Annotated in this window: 20 protein-coding genes and 1 rRNA gene; 5 read left to right on the forward strand and 16 right to left on the reverse strand. The window is 69.1% G+C overall.

Features of this window, described 5'->3' with window-relative positions; translation table 11 throughout:
* Window positions 1-94: 94 nt before the first annotated feature.
* From nrdF to nrdH, 4 genes are all read right to left on the reverse strand, one after another.
* Window positions 95-1,075: a class 1b ribonucleoside-diphosphate reductase subunit beta gene (gene nrdF / locus WFG93_RS13440; RefSeq protein ID WP_336646848.1), complete on the reverse strand. Its 981-nt coding sequence runs from the start codon at window positions 1,073-1,075 to the stop codon at window positions 95-97.
* A gap of 43 nt (window positions 1,076-1,118) precedes the next feature.
* Entirely contained in the window at window positions 1,119-3,278 is a 2,160-nt protein-coding gene (gene nrdE / locus WFG93_RS13445; RefSeq protein WP_336646849.1) for a class 1b ribonucleoside-diphosphate reductase subunit alpha, read from the reverse strand.
* Window positions 3,260-3,688: a class Ib ribonucleoside-diphosphate reductase assembly flavoprotein NrdI gene (gene nrdI / locus WFG93_RS13450; RefSeq protein WP_336646850.1), complete on the reverse strand. Its 429-nt coding sequence runs from the start codon at window positions 3,686-3,688 to the stop codon at window positions 3,260-3,262. Before nrdI ends, nrdE begins: the two co-directional genes overlap by 19 nt.
* 63 nt (window positions 3,689-3,751) lie before the next feature.
* Complete coding sequence (gene nrdH / locus WFG93_RS13455) at window positions 3,752-3,985, reverse strand: glutaredoxin-like protein NrdH (RefSeq protein ID WP_313355674.1); 234 nt, start codon at window positions 3,983-3,985, stop codon at window positions 3,752-3,754.
* A 376-nt stretch (window positions 3,986-4,361) separates the two neighbouring features.
* Here nrdH and WFG93_RS13460 point away from each other — a divergent pair, with 376 nt between their 5' ends.
* From WFG93_RS13460 to WFG93_RS13470, 3 genes are read left to right on the forward strand one after another with little or no spacing between them, the layout of a single operon-like run.
* Window positions 4,362-5,585 (forward strand): MFS transporter, encoded by a 1,224-nt coding sequence (locus WFG93_RS13460; protein WP_336646851.1) that lies wholly within the window; start codon window positions 4,362-4,364, stop codon window positions 5,583-5,585.
* A gap of 9 nt (window positions 5,586-5,594) precedes the next feature.
* On the forward strand, window positions 5,595-6,344 hold the full coding sequence (locus WFG93_RS13465; RefSeq protein WP_336646852.1) for an alpha/beta fold hydrolase: 750 nt from the start codon (window positions 5,595-5,597) through the stop codon (window positions 6,342-6,344).
* Entirely contained in the window at window positions 6,341-7,501 is a 1,161-nt protein-coding gene (locus WFG93_RS13470) for an acyl-CoA dehydrogenase family protein (protein WP_336646853.1), read from the forward strand. The genes WFG93_RS13465 and WFG93_RS13470 overlap by 4 nt, the downstream gene beginning before the upstream one ends.
* Before the next feature lie 13 nt (window positions 7,502-7,514).
* Here the strand turns inward: WFG93_RS13470 and WFG93_RS13475 are convergent, their stop codons facing one another.
* From WFG93_RS13475 to WFG93_RS13500, 6 genes are all read right to left on the reverse strand, one after another.
* Complete coding sequence (locus tag WFG93_RS13475; RefSeq protein ID WP_336646854.1) at window positions 7,515-9,173, reverse strand: amidohydrolase; 1,659 nt, start codon at window positions 9,171-9,173, stop codon at window positions 7,515-7,517.
* Window position 9,174: 1 nt separating this feature from the next.
* Entirely contained in the window at window positions 9,175-10,035 is an 861-nt protein-coding gene (locus WFG93_RS13480) for an ABC transporter permease (RefSeq protein ID WP_336646855.1), read from the reverse strand.
* Entirely contained in the window at window positions 10,032-10,916 is an 885-nt protein-coding gene (locus WFG93_RS13485) for an ABC transporter permease (protein WP_336646856.1), read from the reverse strand. The genes WFG93_RS13480 and WFG93_RS13485 overlap by 4 nt, the downstream gene beginning before the upstream one ends.
* On the reverse strand, window positions 10,909-12,087 hold the full coding sequence (locus WFG93_RS13490) for a polyamine ABC transporter substrate-binding protein (RefSeq protein ID WP_336646857.1): 1,179 nt from the start codon (window positions 12,085-12,087) through the stop codon (window positions 10,909-10,911). The genes WFG93_RS13485 and WFG93_RS13490 overlap by 8 nt, the downstream gene beginning before the upstream one ends.
* Window positions 12,088-12,192: 105 nt before the next feature.
* Entirely contained in the window at window positions 12,193-13,350 is a 1,158-nt protein-coding gene (locus tag WFG93_RS13495) for an ABC transporter ATP-binding protein (protein WP_336646858.1), read from the reverse strand.
* Between the two features lie 134 nt (window positions 13,351-13,484).
* A complete protein-coding gene (locus tag WFG93_RS13500) occupies window positions 13,485-13,757 on the reverse strand; it encodes a metal-sensitive transcriptional regulator (protein WP_336646859.1) in 273 nt (90 codons plus the stop codon).
* A gap of 34 nt (window positions 13,758-13,791) precedes the next feature.
* Between WFG93_RS13500 and WFG93_RS13505 the strand changes: the two genes are divergently transcribed.
* Window positions 13,792-15,075 carry a DUF445 domain-containing protein gene (locus WFG93_RS13505; RefSeq protein ID WP_336646860.1) on the forward strand — a complete coding sequence of 428 codons (1,284 nt, stop codon included), beginning with the start codon at window positions 13,792-13,794 and terminating at the stop codon, window positions 15,073-15,075.
* Between the two features lie 140 nt (window positions 15,076-15,215).
* Here WFG93_RS13505 and WFG93_RS13510 read toward each other — a convergent pair whose 3' ends face one another.
* The 5 genes from WFG93_RS13510 to hutH form a co-directional block, all read right to left on the reverse strand.
* A complete protein-coding gene (locus WFG93_RS13510) occupies window positions 15,216-15,860 on the reverse strand; it encodes an NAD(P)H-binding protein (protein ID WP_336646861.1) in 645 nt (214 codons plus the stop codon).
* A gap of 136 nt (window positions 15,861-15,996) precedes the next feature.
* Window positions 15,997-16,902, reverse strand: coding sequence for an agmatinase family protein (locus tag WFG93_RS13515; RefSeq protein ID WP_336646862.1), 906 nt, complete (start codon window positions 16,900-16,902; stop codon window positions 15,997-15,999).
* The gene (hutI, locus tag WFG93_RS13520) at window positions 16,899-18,086 is read right to left on the reverse strand and encodes an imidazolonepropionase (RefSeq protein WP_336646863.1); all 1,188 of its coding nucleotides are present in this window, start codon (window positions 18,084-18,086) and stop codon (window positions 16,899-16,901) included. The genes WFG93_RS13515 and hutI overlap by 4 nt, the downstream gene beginning before the upstream one ends.
* The gene (hutU, locus tag WFG93_RS13525) at window positions 18,083-19,753 is read right to left on the reverse strand and encodes a urocanate hydratase (protein WP_336646864.1); all 1,671 of its coding nucleotides are present in this window, start codon (window positions 19,751-19,753) and stop codon (window positions 18,083-18,085) included. Before hutU ends, hutI begins: the two co-directional genes overlap by 4 nt.
* On the reverse strand, window positions 19,740-21,296 hold the full coding sequence (gene hutH / locus WFG93_RS13530; RefSeq protein WP_336646865.1) for a histidine ammonia-lyase: 1,557 nt from the start codon (window positions 21,294-21,296) through the stop codon (window positions 19,740-19,742). The genes hutU and hutH overlap by 14 nt, the downstream gene beginning before the upstream one ends.
* 57 nt (window positions 21,297-21,353) lie before the next feature.
* Here hutH and WFG93_RS13535 point away from each other — a divergent pair, with 57 nt between their 5' ends.
* Window positions 21,354-22,136 carry an IclR family transcriptional regulator gene (locus WFG93_RS13535; protein ID WP_336646866.1) on the forward strand — a complete coding sequence of 261 codons (783 nt, stop codon included), beginning with the start codon at window positions 21,354-21,356 and terminating at the stop codon, window positions 22,134-22,136.
* A gap of 87 nt (window positions 22,137-22,223) precedes the next feature.
* Here WFG93_RS13535 and rrf read toward each other — a convergent pair.
* Window positions 22,224-22,330, reverse strand: a 5S ribosomal RNA gene (gene rrf / locus WFG93_RS13540); the annotation flags it as partial.

Below are 22,330 nucleotides of genomic sequence, written 5' to 3' on the forward strand. Positions count from 1 at the left end.
TGTTTCGAGGAGGCACGAAAGAGGCCCGGACCCCCGAAGTATGCGGGTCCGGACCTCTGACTAGATGTTTCGCGGGGGCTTAGAGAAGCAGCGCTCAGAAGTCCCAGTCGTCGTCCTCGGTGGCCTCGGCCTTGCCGATCACGTACGACGAGCCCGACCCCGAGAAGAAGTCATGGTTCTCGTCGGCGTTCGGCGACAGGGCCGACAGGATCGCCGGGTTCACGTTGGTGACCGTGGAGGGGAACATGGGCTCGTAGCCGAGGTTCATCAGCGCCTTGTTGGCGTTGTAGTGCAGGAACTTCTTGACGTCCTCGGTGAGGCCGACGCCGTCATAGAGGTCCTGCGTGTACTGCACCTCGTTCTCGTACAGTTCGTACAGCAGGTTGAAGGTGTAGTCCTTGAGCTCGTCGCGACGCTCCTGCGTCTCCTTCTCGAGCCCCTTCTGGAACTTGTAGCCGATGTAGTAGCCGTGCACGGCCTCGTCGCGGATGATGAGGCGGATCAAGTCAGCGGTGTTCGTCAGCTTCGCCTTCGACGACCAGTAGATCGGCAGGTAGAAGCCCGAGTAGAACAGGAACGACTCGAGCAGCGTCGAGGCTACCTTGCGCTTGAGCGGGTCGTCGCCACGGTAGTAGTCGACGATGATCTGCGCCTTCTTCTGCAGGTTCTGGTTCTCCACCGACCAGCGGAAGGCCTCGTCGATCTCCTTCGTCGAGCACAGCGTCGAGAAGATCGACGAGTAGCTCTTCGCGTGCACCGACTCCATGAACGCGATGTTCGTGTACACCGCCTCTTCGTGCGGGGTGATCGCGTCGGGGATCAGCGAGACCGCGCCGACCGTGCCCTGGATGGTGTCGAGCAGGGTGAGGCCGGTGAACACGCGCATGGTCATCAGCTGCTCGTCGGGGGTGAGCGTGTTCCACGACTGCACGTCGTTCGACAGCGGCACCTTCTCGGGCAGCCAGAAGTTGTTCACGAGGCGGTTCCACACCTCGAGGTCCTTCTCATCCTCGATGCGGTTCCAGTTGATCGCCTGCACATGGTCGATCAGCGTGAGCTTGGGAGACGGGGTCATTCCACCAATCCTGTTCTGAGAAAAAAGCCTGATCAGACGTCAATCACAACATGCAGCTGACGCACTCGGACATGTCGGTGCCCTCGAGCGCGAGCTGACGCAGACGGATGTAGTAGATCGTCTTGATGCCCTTGCGCCATGCGTAGATCTGCGCCTTGTTGATGTCGCGCGTGGTGGCGGTGTCCTTGAAGAACAGCGTCAGCGACAGGCCCTGGTCGACGTGCTGCGTGGCGGCGGCGTACGTGTCGATGACCTTCTCGTAGCCGATCTCGTAGGCGTCCTGGTAGTACTCCAGGTTGTCGTTCGTCATGAACGGCGCCGGGTAGTACACGCGGCCGAGCTTGCCCTCCTTGCGGATCTCGACCTTCGACGCGATCGGGTGGATCGAAGACGTCGAGTTGTTGATGTACGAGATCGAGCCGGTCGGCGGCACCGCCTGCAGGTTCTGGTTGAACAGACCGTGCTGCTGGATGCTCTCGCGCAGCTCGGTCCAGTCCTGCTGTGCGGGGATGAACTTGCCGGCGAAGAGCTCCTTGACCTTCTCGGTCGCCGGCGCCCAGGCCTGATCGATGTACTTGTCGAAGAACTCCCCCGACGCGTATGTCGAGTCCTCGAAGCCGTCGAAGGTCTCGCCGCGCTCGATGGCGAGCTTGTTCGACGCCTTCAGCGCGTGGAACAGCACGGTGTAGAAGTAGATGTTCGTGAAGTCGATGCCCTCTTCGGAACCGTAGAAGACACGCTCACGGGCGAGGTAGCCGTGCAGGTTCATCTGGCCGAGACCGATGGCATGCGAGCGGTCGTTGCCGTCCTCGATCGAGCGCACCGAGTTGATGTGGCTCTGCGTGCTGACGGCGGTCAGGGCGCGGATGGCGGTCTCGACGGTCTTGCCCAGGTCATCGGCATCCATCGCCAGCGCGATGTTCATCGAGCCGAGGTTGCACGAGATGTCCTTGCCGATCTGGTCGTACGACAGGTCGTCGTTGTACGTGGTCGGCGTGTTCACCTGCAGGATCTCGCTGCACAGGTTCGACATGTTGATGCGACCCTTGATCGGGTTCGCGTTGTTCACCGTGTCCTCGAACATGATGTACGGGTAGCCCGACTCGAACTGGATCTCGGCGAGCGTCTGGAAGAACTCACGCGCGTTGATCTTGGTCTTCTTGATGCGCGAGTCATCGACCATCTCGTGGTACTTCTCGGTCACCGAGATGTCGCCGAACGGCACGCCGTAGACGCGCTCGACGTCGTACGGCGAGAACAGGTACATGTCCTCGCCCTTCTTGGCGAGCTCGAACGTGATGTCGGGCACGACGACGCCCAGCGAGAGCGTCTTGATGCGGATCTTCTCGTCGGCGTTCTCGCGCTTGGTGTCGAGGAAGCGCATGATGTCGGGGTGGTGCGCGCTGAGGTAGACGGCGCCCGCGCCCTGACGGGCACCGAGCTGGTTGGCGTAGCTGAAGCTGTCTTCGAGCAGCTTCATCACGGGGATGATGCCCGATGACTGGTTCTCGATCTGCTTGATCGGCGCACCCGACTCGCGGATGTTCGACAGCAGCAGGGCCACTCCCCCACCGCGCTTGGACAGCTGCAGCGAGGAGTTGATGCCGCGGGCGATCGACTCCATGTTGTCCTCGATGCGCAGCAGGAAGCAGCTGACCAGCTCGCCGCGCTGCGCCTTGCCGGCGTTGAGGAACGTCGGCGTCGCCGGCTGGAAGCGTCCGGAGATGATCTCCTCGACCAGGTCGATCGCGACCTGCTCGTCGCCCTCGGCGAGCGCGAGCGCGGTCATCACGACCCGGTCCTCGAAGCGCTCGAGGTACCGCTTGCCGTCGAAGGTCTTCAGCGTGTAGCTCGTGTAGTACTTGAACGCGCCGAGGAAGGTCTCGAAGCGGAACTTCTTCGAGTACGCGAGATCGTTGAGCTTCTGAACGAACTCGAACGAGTACTGCTCGATGACGGCGCCCTCGTAGTACTGCTTCTCGACGAGGTAGTCCAGCCGCTCCTTGAGCGAGTGGAAGAACACCGTGTTCTGGTTCACGTGCTGCAGGAAGTACTCCCGCGCCGCGCGCCGGTCGGCGTCGAACTGGATCTTCCCGTTCGCGTCGTACAGGTTCAGCATGGCGTTCAGGGCGTGGTAGTCCATGCCCTCGTACGCGGGGTTCGCCTTGAACTCCACCGCGTCTGTCACTGTCGCTTCCACCATCGTTCCAATCCGTCGCTTACGCGATCGACGTCGTCCTGCGTGCCGAATACCTCGAACCGATACAAGTGCGGCACGTCGCACTTGCGGCTGATGATCTCGCCGGCGAGGCAGAACGCCTCGCCGAAGTTCGTGTTTCCCGCGGAGATCACTCCGCGGATGTGACGCCGGTTGCGCTCATCGTTGAGGAACCGGATCACCTGCTTGGGCACCGCGCCCTTCTCCTCGCCGCGCCCCTGTCCGCCCCCGTAGGTCGGGGTGACGAGCACGAACGGCTCATCGACGAGGAGCGGCTCGTCCGTGCGGAGCAGGGGGATGCGGCGAGCGGGAAGACGGAGCTTCTCGATGAACCGCGCGGTGTTGCCCGAGACGCTCGAGAAGTAGACCAGGAGCGGCACCGCGGTCGCGACCATGTTCACAGTTCACCCCGGTTCCTGAGCGACGACGAAGGACGGTTCCTGAGCTGGTCGAAGGGCTTATGCGAGACGCGCGGCGAGCTCGTCGATCTTGTCGGGACGGAAGCCCGACCAGTGGCCGTCGTCGGTGACGACGACGGGTGCCGACATGTAGCCCAGCGCTTTGACCTGCTCGAGCGCCGACGCGTCCTCGGAGAGGTCGGTGATCTGGTACTCGATGCCCTTGGCGTCGAGGGCGCGGTAGGTCGCGTTGCACTGCACGCAGGAAGGCTTGGTGTAGACCGTGATCGACATGGTGATGTCAGATTCCCCTCTGTTCCAGGTGGTTTCCCCGGCAGACCCCCGCCGGGACTTCAATACTACATATGGGGACGTACATTGGAAGCGACCACAAGGGGTAGTAGTTACATCCGTGTAGTTTTCCACTGCTCTCCCCAGATACAACACAGCTTCTCCACCGTTTCTTCCACAGCCCGCGACCGCGCGAGAGCTCGCTCGGACCGCGGATTCACGCGGCTTGCCGGCCCTCCTCTCGAATCCATCCACAGGCAGGACGGTACGCCCGGCCACCGACATCCGATTTCCTGTGGAGAAGCACCCTCGGCGTGTCGCGGCGCGTCGGCGCCGAGCCGTCTCGCGCCGCCGAGCCCGCGCCGGATAATCTGCTCTGATGGCGGGATATCGGGACCTTCTTCGCACGCCCGGCGTGGCGCGGATGATCGCAGCTCAGCTGGTGGCGCGGTTCCCCAACGGCATGACGAGTCTCGCCGTCCTGCTGCACGTCGAGCAGCAGACCGGTTCGTACGGCGCGGCGGGCATCGTGCTGGCCGCCGCCTCGGTGGGCCAGGCGATCGCCGGACCGGTGACCAGCCGGTGGATGGGCGCCTGGGGCATGCGCCGCGTGCTCACCCTCACCCTGGTGGTGTGCATCCTCGCCGTCCTCGGCCTCGCACTGCTGCCGCTCACCCTGCCCGGCTACATGGTCTTCGCGCTGCTGGCCGGGCTGTCGACTCCTCCGGTGCAGGCGGCCGTGCGCACCATCTACCCCAAGCTCGTCAACGCCGGTCAGCTCACCCCGCTGTTCTCGCTCGACGCCTCGCTGCAGGAGATCATCTGGATCGTCGCCCCGGTGGTGATCACATTCGTCTCCACCCAGGTCGGTACCGTCGAGGGACTGCTGCTGGTCGCCGTGATCCTCGCCGGCGGCGGGGCGTGGTTCATCCTCTCCCCCGAGCTGGGCCGCGTGCGCATTCCCCGCAGCCGCCGCGCCTTCGGACGCGTGGTGCTCAAGCCCCCGGTGCTGCTCGCCACGATCATCGGCTTCCTGCTCATCGGCGCGTGCTCGGCTGTCGAGGTCGGCGTCGTCGCCACGTTCGGGCACGGCGGCCTGGAGGCCGGGCTGGTGCTGGCGGTGTTCTCGCTGGGCAGCCTGGCCGGCGGTCTGGGGTCGGGACACATCCCGATCGGCCCCTGGGCCATGGCACGCCGCCTGCTGATCGTCACGGTCGGGCTGGCGCTGACGATGGTGTCGCTGGACATCTTCTGGCTCGGCGGCACACTGCTGCTCGCGGGCGTGGGCATTGCACCCGCACTGGCCGTGCTCTTTGCCATCACCACCGCCAGCGTGAAGTTCAGCGAGACCGCCGAGGCCTTCGGCTGGGCCGGCACCGGCCAACTGATCGGCGCCGCGGCGGGGTCGGCGGTCGCCGGCATCCTCATCGACCAGGGCGGTCCCACCGGCGCCTACCTCGCCGCGACGCTGTTCGCGTTGGTCGGACTGGTCGTGTCAGTGGCGTTCGTGCGCTCCTTCCCCGACCTGCGCGGGCGCGATCCGTCGCCGCACCCCGACACCGAGCCCATCCAGACCGCCCGCCTGCAGATGCCGCCGATCTAGGCTGGTGGCGTGCCCGCACCGCTCACGCTTCCTCGTCTGGTCTGGGGCGACGGACCCCGCCGCGCCCTGCTCGTCCACGGTCTCGGATCGTCGGGCGCGCTGATGTGGCGCATCGGCACCGCGCTGGCGGATGCCGGCTGGCAGGCCACCGCGGTGGACCTGCGTGGGCACGGCGACGCACCTCGCGCGCTGGACTGCTCCGTGGCCGCGTACGGCGGGGACGTCGCCGCCGTGCGCCCGCAGGGCGGCGCGGAGTGGGATGCCGTGATCGGCCACTCCCTGGGCGGGGCCGCCACCGTGGTCGCCGCCACCACGGCATCCGGATGGGCGCGACGTCTCGTGCTGATCGATCCGGCGATCCACGTCGCCGGGCGCGACGAGGGGATCATCCGCCGCAGTCAGCAGCACGCCTTCGCCGCTCCCGACGTCGAGTCGGTGCGCGAAGAGCACCCCGACTGGCATCCGCAGGACATCGAGCTGAAGGTGGATGCCGTGCTGCGCGCCAGCCGCTGGGCCGTCGAGCAGACCAGCGTGCAGAACGAACCCTGGGACGTCCGCGCGCAGGCGGCACAGCTGCGCATCCCCACGCACATCATCGGCGCCGACCCCGAGGTGTACAGCCTGTTCACCGGAGAACTCGCCCGATCCGTGCTGGAGAACCCGCACATCACCATGTCGGTCGTGCCCGGCGCCGGCCACTCACCGCACCGCGATCGTCCCCAGGAGACGACCCGGCAGATCCTGGAGGCCCTCTCGTGAGCGCATTCGACCCCGCCCTCCACCTGCCCGACGACCTTCTCCAGCGCATCCGCGAGCGCGCCGCCGTGCACGATCGCGAGAACACCTTCCCGCAGCAGGACCTCGATGAGCTGCGCGAGGCCGGCTACCTGTCGATCCTCGTCCCGCGTGAGCGCGGCGGGGCCGGTCTCAGCCTCGCCGAGGCGGCGGTGCTGCAGCAGCGCCTCGCCTCCGCGGCCCCCGCCACCGCGCTCGCGATCAACATGCACCTGGTGTGGACAGGCGTCGCCAGGGTGTTCAGCGACCGCGGAGTGCCGGGACTGGAGTTCGTGCAGGACGGCGCCGCGGCCGGCGACGTCTTCGCATTCGGCATCAGTGAGGGCGGCAACGATCTGGTGCTGTTCGGCAGCGACACGGATGCCGCGCCGCAGCGCGACGGCGGCTACGCCTTCACCGGCACGAAGATCTTCACCTCGCTCGCCCCGGTGTGGACGAAGCTCGGCCTGCACGGCCTCGACACCACGAGCCCGGATGCCCCCAAGCTCGTCTTCGCCTTCATCGACCGCACGGATGCCGTCGTCACCAGCGACGACTGGGACACCCTCGGCATGCGCGGCACGCAGAGCCGCACCACCCGGCTGAGCGGCGCGATCGCCGCAGCCGAGCACGTGGTCCGGCGCATCGACCCCGGCCCGAACCCGGACCCGATCGTGTTCGGCATCTTCAGCGTCTTCGAGATCCTGCTCGCTTCCGTGTACACCGGCATCGCGCGGCGAGCGCTCGATCTCGCCGTGCAGGCCGCGAAGACCAGGCGGTCCAAGAAGACCGGCACGACCTACAGCCAGGATCCCGACATCCGCTGGCGCATCGCCGACATGGCGCTCGCCTACGACGCGCTGCCTCCGCAGATCGCCGCCCTCGCGCGCGACGTGGACGAGATCGCCGATCACGGCGCACGCTGGTTCACCCTCCTGTCCGGGGTGAAGCACCGCGCCGTGGCGATGGCGAAGCAGGTCGTCGATGAGGCGATGCTCGTCGCCGGCGGCGGATCCTACTTCTCGTCGAACGAGCTCTCGCGGCTGTACCGCGATGTGCTGGCCGGCGTGTTCCATCCCTCCGACCCGGAGTCGGCGCACTCCACGGCCGCGTCGGCCTGGCTGGGGCCGCTCGAGGGCTGACGCTCCGAGCAGATCAGGCTTCGAACACCGGCACGCCCTCGACCCAGGTGCCGAGCACCTGCGTCTCGCCGATCTGCTCCGGCTCGCCCTCGAAGGGGTCGCGGTCGAGCAGGACGAGGTCCGCCAGCATCCCGACCCGGACCGTCCCGGTCTCGCGCAGGCTGTTCACCCGCGCCGACCCCGCCGTGTACGCGTGCAGTGCGGTGCCGAGGTCGATGGCCTGCTCGGGCAGGAACGGCGGGTAGTCGCCCTCCCACTCCGAGGGCGCCGAGCGCCGGTTCACGGCGGTGTGGATCGCCGCCATCGGGTCAGGCGTCGACACCGACCAGTCGCTGCCCGCGGCGAGCGCGGCACCCGAGCGCAGCAGATCCCCGAACGGGTACTGCCAACTGGAGCGCTGGTCGCCGAGGAACGGCAGGGTGAGCTCGACCATCTGCGGCTCGAGCGTCGCCCAGAGCATCTGCATGTTGGCCGTCACGCCCAGGCGCCGGAAGCGCGGCACGTCGTCGGGATGCACCACCTGGATGTGCGAGATGTGATGCGGGTTGCCGCGTGGCCCGTTGCGACTCAGCGCGCTCTCCACGGCGTCCAGGCACTCGCGCACGGCACGGTCGCCGATGGCGTGGAAATGCAGGGTGAAGCCGAGGGCGTCCAGTCGGGCCGCCGCCTCGTTCAGCACCGCCGGTTCGACGAACGAGATGCCGGCGTTCTCGGTGGGATGCCCGTGTCCGTCGCAGTACGGCTCGAGCATCGACGCGGTGAAGTTCTCGGCCACACCGTCCTGCATGATCTTGATGCTGGTCGCGGCGAACCGGCATGCTCCGGCAGCGCTCTCGCGCAGCGCGACGAGGTCGTCGATCTGCTCCAGTCCTCGGGTGCGGTCCCACCACAGCGATCCGACGACGCGGCCGGTGAGCTCCCCGGCCCGATCGGCGGCGATGTACACCGGCAGCGGGTCACCGGCATCGCTGTACTGGGTGCCGACGATGGCATCCTGCCAGGCGGTGATGCCGAACGAGTGCAGGTACCGCTGCCCGACGGCGAGCGCCTCGCGCAGCCGCTCGTGCGACTCCGACGGGAGCAGGCGATTGACCAGCGTCATCGCGCCCTCGTGCAGCGTCCCCGTCGGCGAGCCGGTGGCATCCCTCTCGATGCGTCCATCGTCGGGATCGGGGGTGTCGCGGGTGATCCCGGCGAGCGCGAGGGCGCGGGAGTTCACCCACGCCCCGTGTCCGTCGCGGTTGGGCAGGAAGGCGGGCCGGTCGGGCACGACCCGGTCGAGGGCGACGGCGGTGGGCGTGCCGCCGGGGAAGGCCGACATCATCCAGCCGCCGCCGAGCACCCAGTCGTCGTCGGGGTGTGCGGCGGCGTACTGCGCGATGCGCTGCAGGTAGGCATCCTGCGTGGAGAGGTCGGCGAGGTCGCAGCGCAGCATGTCCAGACCGCCCCACAGCGGATGCACATGCGCGTCCTGGAAGCCGGGCAGCAGCATCCGCCCATCCAGGTCCACCACCTGCGTGCCGGGCCCGATCAGTGCGACGGCCTCCCGATCGAGCGCGACGATCCGGCCGGCGCGGACAGCGACGGCATCGGCGCGGCCGCGCGACGCGTCCGAGCGGAACACCCGCCCGCCGTACGCGCCGCCGGTGAAGACGAGATCGGCATGGGTCATGTCATCCTCCGGCCATCGTTCTGGCGATCTCAGTCGTCGAGTCGCCGGCCCGCTTGAGCACGAGCGCGACGAGCGCCAGCGACACGAGCGTGAGCAGCAGCATCACCGTCGACACGGCGGCGATCTCCGGCCGCAGGCCGCTGCGCAGCGAGCTGAGCACGTACACCGGCCAGGGCGTGGTGCCCGAGACCTGCACGAAGGCGGAGACGACGGTGTTGTCCAGGCTGAGGGTGAACGACAGCAGGAAGCCCGCGAGCACCGCCGGCATCGCCAGCGGCAGCGTGACGCGCAGGAAGGTGCGCACGGGCGGCGCGTAGAGATCGGCGGAGGCCTCTTCCAGCCGGGCATCCAGCCCCACCAGCCGGGCGCGCACGATGTACGAGACGATGGCGACGGAGAACAGCGAGTGCCCGACGACGAGGCGCACCGTGCCGTCGTTGAACATCGACATGCCGAGGTCCTGGCCGAGGAAGACCAGCCAGGGCAGCAGAGCCACCGCGTCGACGATCTCGGGCGTCACCGACACCAGCAGCAGCAGCCCGAGGAACCACCACACCCAGCGCCCGGGACGGCGGGCCATGGCGATGCCGGCGAGGGTGCCGAGCACCGCCGCGAACAGAGCGGCGATCAGACCGGTGCGCAGCGACACCATCACCGCGTCGCGGATCACCGGCTTCTCGACCAGCGCCGCGAACGGGGCCAGGCTGAACCCCTCCCAGGCCACGAGCAGTCGGCCCGAGTTGAACGACGCCAGGATGATGACGACGATCGGCAGGAACAGGAAGGCGTAGACCGCGATCGACCAGACGCTGAGGACGCGATCTGCCACTGCGCTGCGGCGGCGGGTGCGGATATCGCTCATGATGCCTCTCCGAGGACGAGCCGGCCGCGGTTGCGCAGCGGAAGCGAGATGAGCCACAGGATGCCGGCGGCGACGGCGATCGTGACCATGATGACGACGATGAGCAGCACCGCCATCGCCGATCCGAGCGCCCAGTTCTGCGCCGTGCCGAACTGACTGGCGACGAGTTGGCCGATCATATTGCCCTGCGCGCCGCCGAGGACGGTCGCGGTGATGTAGTCGCCCATCAGCGGGATGAACACCAGCAGCACGCCGGCGATGATGCCGGGCCGCGCCAGCGGCACGGTCACCTGCAGGAAGGTGCGCAGGCTCCCCGCGCCGAGGTCCTTGCTCGCCTCACGCAGCGGCGTCCCGACACGGTCGAACGCCACGTACAGCGGCAGGATCATCAGGGGGAGGTAGTTGTACACGACGCCGATCAGCACCGCGGTGCGGGTGTAGAGCACATCGATCGGCCCGTCGATGATGCCGACGCCCTGCAGCAGGCTCGACAGCCATCCTTCCGGCGAGAGGATCACCTGCCAGCCAAGGGTGCGCACCAGGAAGTTGGTCCAGAACGGCACCATCACCAGCGCGATGAGCAGCCCGCGACGTGCGGGCGGCGCCTTCACCGCCATCCAGTAGGCGACGGGCGCCCCGATCACCAGACACAGCAGGGTGCCGAGGATGCCGACCCACAGCGTGTTCTGGAACGTCGCGAAGAAGGTCGGCGACATGGCCTCGGCGTAGCGGTCGAAGGAGAGCACGTCGTTGGCGTGTGTACCGAAGATGCCGGGCTTGTAGCCGAAGCTGAACCACACCACCATGCCGATGGGGGCGATGAAGAACAGTGCCAGCCAGACCCAGGCGGGTACTGCGAGGCCGAAGCGAGGGCTACGCACCGGCGGCGGCCTTGGTCTTGTTCCAGATCTCGACGATGCGCGCCTGCGCTTCGGTGACCTTGCCCTCGTGCATGGTCTTCACCTGGGCCTCGTCGAAGAAGACCATGTCGAGCATCTCAAGCCCCGCCTCCTCCGCGGCTTCTCTCACGCCCTTGGCACCGGTGTCGTAGCCGATGTAGTCGACCTGCTTGAGCTGGTTCTCGGGGGTGAGGATGTAGTTGAGGAACGCGTGCGCGGCCTCGGGGTGCGGCGCGCCGGCGGCGAGCGCCCAGTTGTCCATCCACAGCTCGGTGTCGGGGGCGCCGAGCACCCACTGCCAGCGGTCGGGGTCGGGCGATTCCTGGATGCCGATGCGGGCGTCGCCGTTCCACACCTGCATGAGCACGTGCGATGCCTGCGGGATCGCCGCCCCTCCCGGGTAAGAGTCGAAGGCGGAGATGTGCGGCGCGAGCTCGTCGACGAGGAACTTCTCGCATGCGTCGAGGTGGGCGGGATCTGTGGTGTTCCAGTCGATCCCGTTGGCCCAGTAGTAGATGCCCCCGAGCGGGGCGGGGTCGTCGAGCACGGACGTCTTGCCGGATGCCTCGTTCTGCGCCGCGTCGATGAAGTCGTTCCACGTCTTCAGTTCGCGGGTGATGACGGTCTTGTCGTACACGAACCCGGTGGTGCCCCACGCCTTGCAGATGGAGTACTCGTTCTTGGGATCCCAGTCACGGCCGAGGAACGCCGGGTCCATGTGCTCGATGTTCGGGATGAGGTCGAGGTTGAGCTTGGCCAGCAGCCCGTTCTCGATCATCTGCGGGATGAAGACGCCGGTCGGCACGACCAGGTCGTAGCCGCTGGTTCCCTTCGCGGCGACGAGCTTGGCGATCATCTCCTCGTTGGAGTTGAACGTGTCCATGACGACCTTGGGGCCCTCATCCTTCGTGAACGCCGTGATCACCTCGGGGGCGTCGTACTCGCCCCAGCTGTAGATGGAGAGCTTGTCCTCGACCGCTCCGCCGGTGGCACCGGGTGCCGGCTTCGCCGAACCGCCCGGCGAGCACGCCGTGAGCACGCCCGCCGCGCCGAGGGCGGCGACTGCGCCGATGAAGCCGCGCCGGGTGAGCTGGTGCCGCACGATCGACGCGATGCTGCTGTCGGCGAGGATGCGGATGCTGTTGTCGTTCATGGGAGCACTCCTTCGTGCGGTGCTGTTTCGGTGCGGGTACGGGCCGGGTAGTCGGGCGGGGCCGGGTCGGGTTGGCCCGGGTCGGGTTGTTGGGCGGAGCGCCGTTCAGACGGCGGCGCGCGCGGGCAGGGCGATCACATGTGTCGCTGCGGTGGGTGCGCCTGCCGCAGCGAAGAGGCGTACGTCGGACGGCGACCAGGTGCAGCGCACCACCTGGTCGACGGAGACGGCAGGGGCCGTGGGGGCGGGCGTCCGCACCAGCAGCGTCTGCTCGCCGGCGATCCCGACGACGACCTGCAGGGTCTCACCGAGGTACGACACGCTCAGCACGCGCCCGTCGACGCCGAAGCCGTCAGCCGCAGCGGACTCGATGCGGATGAACTCGGGACGGATGGCGGCGACGGCGGCCTCCCCCGGCGCGACCCGCTCGGCTCCCCACGCACCGCGGATCAGACCCACCGTCGTCTCGACGCCCTCGCCCTGCGCGGTTCCGCTGAGGAAGTTCTGCTGCCCGATGAAAGAGGCCACGTAAGCCGAGGCGGGTGCGGAGTAGATGCGATCGGGCGCGTCCAGCTGCTCGATCCCGCCGGCCCGCATCACGGCGATCCGGTCGCTCATCGACAGCGCCTCACCCTGGTCGTGCGTGACGAAGACGAAGGTCGTGCCCAGGCGGGCCTGCAGCAGCTTCAGCTCGACCTGCATCTCCTCGCGCAGCTGACGATCGAGGGCGGCAAGCGGCTCGTCCAGGAGGAGCACGCTCGGCCGGTTGATGAGCGCGCGAGAGAGCGCGATGCGCTGCTGCTGACCGCCGGAGAGCATGGTGGGCTTGCGGTCGGCGAACCGGCGCAGCTGCACCATGTCGAGGGCGGCGATGACGCGCTCGCGCTGCTCGGCCTTCGGCACCCGGCGCTGCTGCAGACCGTAGGCGACGTTCTCGGCGACCGTCATGTGCGGGAAGAGCGCATAGGCCTGGAACACCGTGTTCACCTCGCGCCGGTGCGGCGCCAGACCCAGCACGCTGCGGCCGGAGATGCGGATGTCGCCGGCATCCGGATGCTCGAAGCCGGCGATCATGCGCAGTGTGGTGGTCTTGCCGCACCCGGACGGCCCGAGCAGCGAGAGGAACTCGCCCGGACGGATGGAGAGGGAGAGGTCGTCGACCGCGGTGGCGTCGCCGTACTCCTTCGTGACGCCGACGAGCTCGACGCCGCCGGCGCCGGTGTCATCGGACGCGACGGTCGTCGCGGGTGCGGGATGAGCCATGAAACCTCCACGGTGAGATCTGCTTGGAGGTCAGTCAAGCACAGTCGAGCGTGGAGGTACAGCGAAAAACGTAGAAGGCAGCCGAGCTCGCGACGATATCCGTCGAAAACAGTCGCTGGGACTGCTGATATGGACTACTTGCGGTCGAACTCGAATGCCCGCAGCAGCTCCCCGACCGCGGTCTCGCGCTCGTCGCCGCCCTGTTCGAACATGTGCGTGACATGCGTGCGCAGGTGATTCTCGAGCAGCAGCCGGTTCAGCGACTCCAGCGAGCGCTGCACGGCACGCGACTGCGTGATGATGTCCATGCAGTACTCCTCGTTCTCGATCATCCGAGCGATGCCGCGCAGCTGACCCTCGAGGATGCTGGTGCGGTGCAGCGCGCGCTTCTTGATGTCGTCGATCACCCTTCAAGCGTAGTCACCGTGAAAGGATGTCGGCATGTCGCGAACACCGATGGCGCTGCTCTCGCCCGCCGATCAGGAGCGACTGCGCGGCCTGCGCCGGATGAAGGCCGTCGCCCTGGGCGCGCTGATCGTCATGGCGATCGTGTTCGTCTTCTCGTTCTGGCTGGAATCACGCCATCCCTGGCTCGGCTACGTGCGCGCAGCGGCGGAGGGCGGGATGGTCGGCGCTCTGGCGGACTGGTTCGCCGTGACGGCGCTGTTCCGGCATCCGCTCGGACTGCCGATCCCGCACACCGCGATCATCCCCAACCGCAAGGACGAGATCGGCCGAACGCTCGGTGAGTTCGTCGAGACCAACTTCCTCGCCGGCGATGTCGTGCGCGCGAAGCTCACGACCACCGCCCTGTCGCGGCGGCTCGGCGAGTGGCTCACCGTTGAGGCGCATGCGCAGCGCGTGGCGTCCGAGGCGGCGACCGCGGCATCCGCGGTGCTGCGTGCGCTGAGCGATGACGAGGTGCAGGGTCTGATCGCCGATCTCGCCCGCGAGCATCTCATCGAGCCGGACTGGGCGCCCTCGGCCGGCACCTGGCTGCAGCGAATCGTCGAGGCGGACGCGCATCGCGGAGCGGTCGATCTCGCCGTCGACAGTCTCGGTGCGTGGCTGGAGAACAACGCCGCGGCCTTCCAGGGACTCATCTCCCGCCGCCTGCCGTCCTGGGTGCCGCGTCTCGCCCACCGCTTCGTCGACGAGACGGCGTACAGCGAGGCGCTGAAGTTCGTGCGCGCGGTGCACGCCGATCCCCGGCATCCGGCCCGCCTGGCCCTCGACGGCTATCTCTCGCGTCTTGCCGATGCCCTGCAGCACGACGAGGTCATGCGGGAGCGGCTGGAGAGCGCGAAGACGACGCTCTTCGACAGCCCGCGCGTGGGCGAGCTCGCCGCGAGCGCCTGGAACACCGCGAAGGCCGGACTGCTCGACGCACTCGCCGATCCGCAGAGCGGGCTGCGCCGCCGCGCGGCCGCGGCGATCGCGGAGATCGGGCAGCGGCTGGCCACCGACCCGGCGCTGCAGGCGCGGGTGGACGGCTGGGCGACGGATGCCGCCGTGTTCCTCGTCGACCGGTACCGGCACGACATCGCCTCGATCATCACCGACACCGTCGAGAAGTGGGACCCGGCCGAGACGACCGAGAAGATCGAGCTCATGGTCGGCCGTGACCTGCAGTACATCCGGCTCAACGGCACGGTGGTGGGTGCGCTTGCGGGGCTGGCGATCTACGTCGTCGCGCACGCCCTCATCCCGGTCGGTCTGGCCTGATCCCCGCCCCGCCCCGCCCGCCCCGCGAACCGCTCCTCCTTCCGGTATGAGTTTCTGTCGCTCACCGGGATCCTGAGCGGCACGAACTCATACCGGAGCGAGTGGCGGTTCTCTTGAGGGGGATCCGGTGGGAGCCGGGGTCAGGCGCGGAGCGCCTCGGCGATCGCTGTCTGCCCGTCATTGAAGCGGATGGTCCGGCCGACGGTGGAGTCGTCGACGAGCACCTGCGCGATGACCTCGGCCACGTTGGCGCGCGAGACCTGGTCGGATTCGCTCGCGGTGACGTCGATGCGCCCGGTTCCGTCCTCGAGGGTGAGCGCGCTCGGGCCGAGCACCGTCCAGTCCAGCGACGATGAGCGCAGGTGCTCGTCGGCCGCTGCCTTCGCCTCCGCGTACGCGTGGAACGGGTTGTCGGCCGGGATGCCATGGTCGGGCGATGCGCCGAAGTACGACACCATCACATAGCGGCGCACGCCGGCATCCGCTGCCGCATCCATCGACCGCACCGCGGCCTCGTGGTCGACGGCGCGGGTGCGCGCCGCGTCTCCGCCGCCGGCACCCGCCGACCACACCACCGCGTCGTGCCCCGCGAGCAGAGCGGCGATCGCCGCCTGATCCTCATGCTCGACGTCGAGCACGACCGGCTGCGCACCGGTCGCCCGCACGTCGTCGGCATGCTCGGGGTTGCGGATCACGGCGGTCACCTCGTCACCGCGAGCCGAGAGAAGGGGAGCGAGCAGGAGGGCAACCTTTCCGTGGCCGCCGAAGATCACGATTCCAGCCATGCCTCCACGCTACGCCGTCGTGACCCGCCCGGGGCCGGCGCCCAGCGGCCGTGAGAAACCACGTCGCGCACGAAAAACACGCGCAGGGGTGGTTTCTCCTGCAGGATGTGGTTTCTCACGACCGGACCGCCGCTGCTCAGCGCGTGGCGAGGCCGGCCAGCAGCTCCAGCACGCACAGCGCGGCAAGACGCACCGTGCGCGCGTCGTCGGCGTCCGCTGTCGCGTCGACCTCGGCGATGTCGGCGCTGACCACCTTCGGGTCCGTCGCGATGGCGCGCACGAGAGCGCGCAGCTCCCAGGCGGCGAGTCCGCCGGGAACGCTCGCCGGGCAGCCGGGAGCGACCGCGCGATCGACCACGTCGACGTCGATGTCGAGGTGGATGCGCGACCCTGCACCGGCGATGCGCAGCGCCTCTGCCACCACCGCCGGGATGCCCTTCTCGCGCACCTCGTCGAGCGTGATCGCCCGGATGCCGAAGTCGACGGCGCGCCGCGCGTACGCGGCGGAGTTCGCGAAGTCGGCGATGCCGATCTGCACGATGCGCGTCGGGTCGATGCGCTCGCCATCGGGCGCGTCCGCGATGAGCCGCCGCACCGGCGAGCCGTTCGAGACGCCGTCGCGCAGGTCGAAGTGCGCATCCAGCGTGATGAGGCCATCGGCTCCCGCACCGCGGGCGGCCGGATAGGTGAGCGAGTTGTCGCCGCCGAGTGCGATCACGAGCCGCGTCTGCTCGGCGAGCTCGCGCACCCGCTCGACAGCGCGCTCGGTCCCCTCGTCCCCATCGGGCTCGCGCACGTCGCCGGCGTCGACGACCCGCAGCGCCTGATTCAGGTCGATGACCGGCGGACCCATCAGCGTGGCGCTGTAACGCGGCAGCGCATCGCGGATCGCGGCAGGCGTCGCGTGCGCGCCGGTCGGCGAGAGCGAGGTGCGCCAGGTCGGGATGCCGATCAGCGCAGCATCCGCCCTCTCCCCCGCCGTCGGCGCCGGCCAGGATCCGCTGCGCGGCCAGAGCTCGTCGTGCGAGAGTGCCATTCTCATCCCTTCCGCCAGACGGACACGCCGTCCTTCCACACCCGCTGCACGAGCGGCACCCCCGGCCGGTACGCGAGGTGCACGTGCGTCGGCGCATCCAGCAGCACGAGGTCCGCGCGCCGACCGGGTGCGATCACGCCGATGTCCGAGCGCTGCAGCGCCGCCGCTCCCCCGGCGGTCGCGGCCCAGACCGCCTCGGCCGGTGTCATGCCCATCTCGCGCACGGCGAGCGCGATGCAGAACGGCATCGACGAGGTGAAGCTCGAGCCGGGATTCGTGTCGCAGGCGATGGCGACCGTCACGCCGGCGTCGATCAGGCGACGCGCATCGGGGTACGGCTGGCGGGTGGAGAACTCGACCCCGGGCAGCAGCGTGAGCACGGTGTCGGATGCGGCGAGCGCTGCGACGTCATCGTCGGTGAGGTAGGTGCCGTGATCGACGGACGCCGCCCCGAGCTCGATGGCCAGCTGCACACCGTCGCCGGGTCCGAGCTGGCTGGCGTGCACCCGCGGCTTCAGCCCGCGCGCGATGCCCGCCTCGAGCACGCGCCGCGACTGCGTGATGCTGAACGCGCCGGTCTCGCAGAACACGTCGATCCACTTCGCGTGCGGCGCGCATGCGTCCAGCATCTCGCCGACCACGAGATCGACGTAGTCGTCGCCGCGGTCGGCGTACTCGACGGGCACGACGTGCGCGCCGAGATAGGTGACCTCCTCGGTCACCTCCGCAGCGAGACGCACGAGACGCTGCTCGGTCTCGACGTCCAGGCCGTACCCGCTCTTCATCTCCACAGTCGTGGTGCCCTGCGCCAGCATCTCGTCGACGAAGCCGCGCACCCGGGCGCGAAGCTCGTCGTCACTCGCCTCGCGAGTGGCGGCGACGGTGGAGCGGATGCCGCCCGCGGCGTACTTCTGTCCGGCCATGCGCGCCTCGAACTCGGCAGCCCGGTCGCCGCCGAACACGATGTGGCTGTGGCTGTCGACGAAGCCGGGTATGACCGCTCGGCCGCCCGCATCGACGATCTCGTCCGCGGCCGGCATCGGCGGGCTCCCCGAGCCGCTCTCGGCTGCGGAGCCTGCCGAAGGACCGACCCACGAGATCAGCCCGTCCTCGATGAGCACGGTCGCGTCGCGGAGCGCGCCGACGTTCGTCGTCAGCTCCCCGATGTTCGTGATGAGCGTGGCGGTCACAGCATCGGCACCTTCAGTCCGCGTTCGCGGGCGACGTCCCGAGCGTGCTCGTAGCCCGCGTCGACGTGGCGCATGACGCCGGTGCCCGGGTCGTTGGTCAGCACCCGCTCGAGCTTCTGCGCTGCCAGCTCGGAACCGTCGGCGACGGTGACCTGGCCGGCGTGGATGGAGCGGCCGATGCCCACGCCGCCGCCGTGGTGCAGCGAGACCCAGCTGGCGCCGGATGCCGTGTTCAGCAGGGCGTTCAGCAGCGGCCAGTCGGCGATGGCGTCCGAGCCGTCCTTCATGGCCTCGGTCTCACGGTAGGGCGACGCGACGGAACCCGAGTCGAGGTGGTCGCGGCCGATGACGATGGGGGCGGAGAGCTCGCCGGAGGCGACCATCTCGTTGAATTTCAGTCCGGCCAGGTGACGCTCCTGGTAGCCGAGCCAGCAGATCCTCGCGGGCAGGCCCTCGAAATGCACCTTCTCCCCCGCCCGCTCCAGCCAGCGGTGCAGCGCCGTGTCGTCGGGGAACAGCTCGGCGATCGCACGGTCGGTCTTGCGGATGTCCTCGGGGTCGCCCGAGAGCGCGGCCCAGCGGAAGGGACCGCGGCCCTCCTCGAACTGCGGCCGGATGTACGCCGGCACGAATCCGGGGAACTCGAAGGCGCGCTCGCAGCCGCCCAGCTGCGCTTCCGCGCGGATGGAGTTGCCGTAGTCGAACACGGCGGCGCCGGCATCCTGGAACGCGACCATGGCGGCGACGTGCGCGGCCATCGACTCCCGTGCCCGGCGAGTGAACTCCTCAGGATCGCGGGCGGCCTCGCTCTTCCAGTCCGCCACCGCGACGCCGACCGGCAGGTACGCGAGCGGGTCGTGCGCGCTGGTCTGGTCGGTGACGATGTCGATCGTCAGCTCGCCGGCATCCTGCCGACGCTTCAGCTCGACGAACACCTCGGCGGCGTTGCCGACCACCCCCACCGAGAGCGCCTCTCCCGCTGATCGCGCCGCGACCACCCGCGCGACGGCGGTGTCGAGGTCGGTGGTGTACTCGTCGAGGTAGCCGTGGTCGACGCGGCGCGACAGTCGCGACTCGTCGACGTCGACGATCAGCACGACGCCGTCGTTGAGGGTGACCGCGAGCGGCTGGGCGCCGCCCATGCCGCCGGCCCCGGCGGTGAGGGTGAGGGTGCCGCGCAGGGAGTCCCGGCCGAGCGAGCGGGCGACCGCGGCGAACGTCTCGTAGGTGCCCTGCAGGATCCCCTGCGTGCCGATGTAGATCCACGATCCGGCGGTCATCTGCCCATACATCGTGAGGCCCAGCGCCTCGAGGCGGCGGAATTCCGGCCAATTGGCCCAGTCGCCGACGAGGTTGGAGTTCGCGATCAGCACGCGCGGCGCCCATTCATGGGTGCGGAACACGCCGACCGGCTTTCCGGACTGCACGAGCAGCGTCTCGTCGGGCTCCAGTTCGTCGAGGGTGCGCACGATCGCGTCGTAAGCCTCCCAGCTGCGTGCAGCGCGCCCCGTGCCGCCGTAGACGACGAGGTCCTCGGGGTGCTCGGCCACCTCGGGGTCGAGGTTGTTCATCAGCATCCGCTTGGCCGCCTCGGCACCCCAGCTCTTCGCGGTGCGCTTGTTGCCGCGCGGGGCGCGGACTGTTCGGGTGGTGTCAGACATTCGCATGCTCCTTCGCAGTGCGGAGGACGGCGCCCGAGCGGACGAGCTCGGTCACCGCCTCCATGTCGGGTGAGAGGAAGTGGTCGGGTCCGGGACCGGCGGCCACGGTGCGCACGAGGTCGCGAACGGCCCCGGTCGCCGCACCCGCCTGCAGCGGTGCGCGCAGGTCGAGCGCGCGTGCGCCGGTGAGGATCTCGATCGCCAGCACGCGGGCGAGGCCGTCGATCGCGCGGCGCAGCTTGCGCGCCGCCGCCCAGCCCATCGAGACGTGGTCCTCCTGCATGGCCGAGGAGGGGATGGAGTCGACGGATGCCGGCACGGCCAGCCGCTTCAGCTCGGAGACGATCCCCGCCGCGGCGTACTGCGCGATCATCATCCCGGAATCCACCCCGACCTCGTGCGCGAGGAACGGCGGCAGCCCGTGGCTGCGAGCAGGGTCGAGCGCGCGGTCGGTGCGCCGCTCCGAGACCGACGCGACATCGGCCACCGAGATGGCCAGGAAGTCGAGCACGGCGGCGACCGGGGCGCCGTGGAAGTTGCCGTTGGATTCGATGCGCCCGTCACTGGTCACGACGGGGTTGTCGACGACGGATGCCAGTTCGCGCTCGGCGATCGTGGCCGCATGGGTCATCGTGTCGCGTGCCGCGCCGTGCACCTGCGGCGAGCAGCGCAGCGAGTAGGCGTCCTGCACCCGGCCGTCCTCGGGCCCCTTATGGCTGAGCACCATGGGCGAGTCGCCCAGGAAGGCGCGCAGGTTCGCGGCTGACGCGTCCTGCCCGAGCTGGGGGCGCAGCGCCATCAGGTCGGCGGCGAATACGGCGTCTGTTCCCAGCTGGGACTCGATCGACATCGCCGCGGCGAGGTCGGCCGTGCCGATGAGGGTGTCGAGGTCGTGCAGCGCGAGCAGCAGCATCCCGAGCATGCCGTCGGTGCCGTTGATGAGCGCGAGTCCCTCCTTCTCGACGAGCACGAGCGGATCGATGGATGCCGCGGCGAGGGCGTCGGCCGCCGGCATCCGTTCGCCGACCCCGCCGTCAGCGGTGCGCACCCGCACCTCGCCCTCCCCCATCGCCGCGAGCGCGACGTGCGCGAGCGGAGCGAGATCGCCCGAGCAGCCGAGCGAGCCGTACTCGCGCACCACCGGGGTGATGCCGGCGTTGAGCATCGCCGCGTACGTGTCGACGACGACCGGACGCACTCCGGTGTGACCGGATGCCAGCGTCTGCAGCCGCAGCAGCTGCAGCGCACGCACCACCTCGGTCTCGACCTCGGCCCCGGTGCCCGCGGCGTGCGAGCGGATGAGGCTGAGCTGCAGCTGCCGGCGCCGCTCGGGCGCGATGAAGGTCGTCGCCAGCGCCCCGAAGCCGGTGGAGACGCCGTAGTGCGGATGCGGATCGGCGGCCATTCCATCGATGACGCGCCGGGCGGTGGCCACGCGCACACGGGCGGCGTCGGCGATCTGCACCTGGGCTCCGCCTCGGGCGACATCGACGACGGCGGCGGGGGACAACGGGGCGGCGCCGATGACGACGGCTGCGGAGTACGGCATGATTCGATTCCACACTGCGCGCCTAGCACGTGGGGGCGCGCATGCCAGACTGTGTCTGTGATCCCAGACGAAGTCGCCGATTACCCACCGCGGCCGCAGGTGCCGGCGGCGGATCAGACGCTGCGTATCCTGCGGCATCTGGCCGGACGCGCCACTCCGATCGCGGCGACCGCCCTCGCCCGCGAGCTGGGCATCCCCCGCTCCACCGTCTATCACCTGCTCGCGACCCTCGAGCAGCACGGCTTCGTGGTGCATCTCGCGCAGGAGCGGCGCTGGGGCCTGGGCACGAGCGCGTTCGAGCTGGCCGGCGGGTACGCCCGTCAGGAGCCGCTCGCGCGTCTGGGGCGTCCGGTGCTGGCCGCGCTTGCCGACCGCGTGGGCGAGAGCGCGCACCTCGCCGTGATGAGCGGCAGGGATGTGCTCTACATCGTCGAGGAACGCGCGGCCCGCCGGCCCGCGCTCGTCACCGACGTCGGGGTGCGTCTGCCGGCGCACCTGACGGCCACAGGACGGGCGATGCTCGCCGCCCTCCCCGCCGCGCAGGTGCGCGCGCTGTATCCGGATGCCTCGTCGTTCACCGACCGCACCGGGCGCGGTCCGGCCCGGCCGGCCGAGCTGCGCGAGGTGCTGCGACAGGTGCGCCGCACCGGGGTCGCGACCGAGGACGGAGAGGTGACCTCCGGGTTCCGCTCCGTCGCGGCGGTGGTGCGCGATCATGCGGGCTGGCCCGCGGCGGCCGTCGCCGTCACCTGGGAGGGTGAGTCGACCGGCGAGCACGGCTCGCGAGTACTCGAGGCGGCGCGGACGCTGCAGAGCCGGCTGGGATTCGGCGAACGCTGAGGTATCTCGCGGGGCGCCACGGCGTGCGCGTTGTGCGCGTTAACGCGAAAGAGCCACCCGACCATGGGTGGCTCTTTCACAGAAGAAGTCCGGCGGTGTCCTACTCTCCCACAGGGTCCCCCCTGCAGTACCATCGGCGCTGTGAGGCTTAGCTTCCGGGTTCGGAATGTGACCGGGCGTTTCCCTCACGCTAT

The sequence above is a fragment of the Microbacterium sp. USHLN186 genome (assembly GCF_037145155.1).
GTDB lineage: Bacteria > Actinomycetota > Actinomycetes > Actinomycetales > Microbacteriaceae > Microbacterium.

Excerpts from the sequence above, each read along its gene's own strand:
- WFG93_RS13480 (WP_336646855.1), bottom strand. The coding sequence starts at position 10,035 with ATGAGCGATATCCGCACCCGCCGCCGCAGCGCAGTGGCAGATCGCGTC.
- WFG93_RS13515 (WP_336646862.1), bottom strand. The coding sequence starts at position 16,902 with ATGAGAATGGCACTCTCGCACGACGAGCTCTGGCCGCGCAGCGGATCC.
- WFG93_RS13460 (WP_336646851.1), top strand. The coding sequence starts at position 4,362 with ATGGCGGGATATCGGGACCTTCTTCGCACGCCCGGCGTGGCGCGGATG.
- hutH (WP_336646865.1), bottom strand. The coding sequence starts at position 21,296 with ATGCCGTACTCCGCAGCCGTCGTCATCGGCGCCGCCCCGTTGTCCCCC.
- WFG93_RS13475 (WP_336646854.1), bottom strand. The coding sequence starts at position 9,173 with ATGACCCATGCCGATCTCGTCTTCACCGGCGGCGCGTACGGCGGGCGG.
- nrdI (WP_336646850.1), bottom strand. The coding sequence starts at position 3,688 with ATGGTCGCGACCGCGGTGCCGCTCCTGGTCTACTTCTCGAGCGTCTCG.
- nrdE (WP_336646849.1), bottom strand. The coding sequence starts at position 3,278 with ATGGTGGAAGCGACAGTGACAGACGCGGTGGAGTTCAAGGCGAACCCC.
- nrdH (WP_313355674.1), bottom strand. The coding sequence starts at position 3,985 with ATGTCGATCACGGTCTACACCAAGCCTTCCTGCGTGCAGTGCAACGCG.
- WFG93_RS13495 (WP_336646858.1), bottom strand. The coding sequence starts at position 13,350 with ATGGCTCATCCCGCACCCGCGACGACCGTCGCGTCCGATGACACCGGC.
- nrdF (WP_336646848.1), bottom strand. The coding sequence starts at position 1,075 with ATGACCCCGTCTCCCAAGCTCACGCTGATCGACCATGTGCAGGCGATC.
- WFG93_RS13510 (WP_336646861.1), bottom strand. The coding sequence starts at position 15,860 with ATGGCTGGAATCGTGATCTTCGGCGGCCACGGAAAGGTTGCCCTCCTG.
- WFG93_RS13505 (WP_336646860.1), top strand. The coding sequence starts at position 13,792 with ATGTCGCGAACACCGATGGCGCTGCTCTCGCCCGCCGATCAGGAGCGA.
- hutU (WP_336646864.1), bottom strand. The coding sequence starts at position 19,753 with ATGCGAATGTCTGACACCACCCGAACAGTCCGCGCCCCGCGCGGCAAC.
- WFG93_RS13490 (WP_336646857.1), bottom strand. The coding sequence starts at position 12,087 with ATGAACGACAACAGCATCCGCATCCTCGCCGACAGCAGCATCGCGTCG.